This window comes from Anoxybacillus sp. LAT27 (genome assembly GCF_022030075.1).
GTDB classification, from domain to species: domain Bacteria; phylum Bacillota; class Bacilli; order Bacillales; family Anoxybacillaceae; genus Anoxybacillus; species Anoxybacillus kestanbolensis.
Window position 1 is genome coordinate 1 of record NZ_JAIWYK010000418.1, and the last position, 222, is coordinate 222.

The window sequence follows — 222 nt, forward strand, 5'->3', positions numbered from 1 at the left end:
GCGGGATGAGGACGGCATTGTGCTTGTTGACCATGACGCGTGCCGGAGCTGGCGGTTTTGTGTGACCGGCTGTCCGTATAAAAAAGTGTACTTTAATTGGAAAACGCATAAGGCGGAGAAATGCACGTTTTGTTTTCCGCGTATTGAAGCAGGATTGCCGACAGTTTGTTCAGAAACGTGCGTCGGCCGGCTCCGTTACATCGGTATTGTGTTTTACGATTT

The 222-nt window shown here is 49.5% G+C and carries 1 protein-coding gene; it reads left to right on the forward strand.

What is annotated here, in order from left to right:
* A partial coding sequence (locus LD028_RS10030; RefSeq protein WP_346015099.1) for a 4Fe-4S dicluster domain-containing protein occupies positions 1–222 on the forward strand: 222 nt, incomplete at both ends.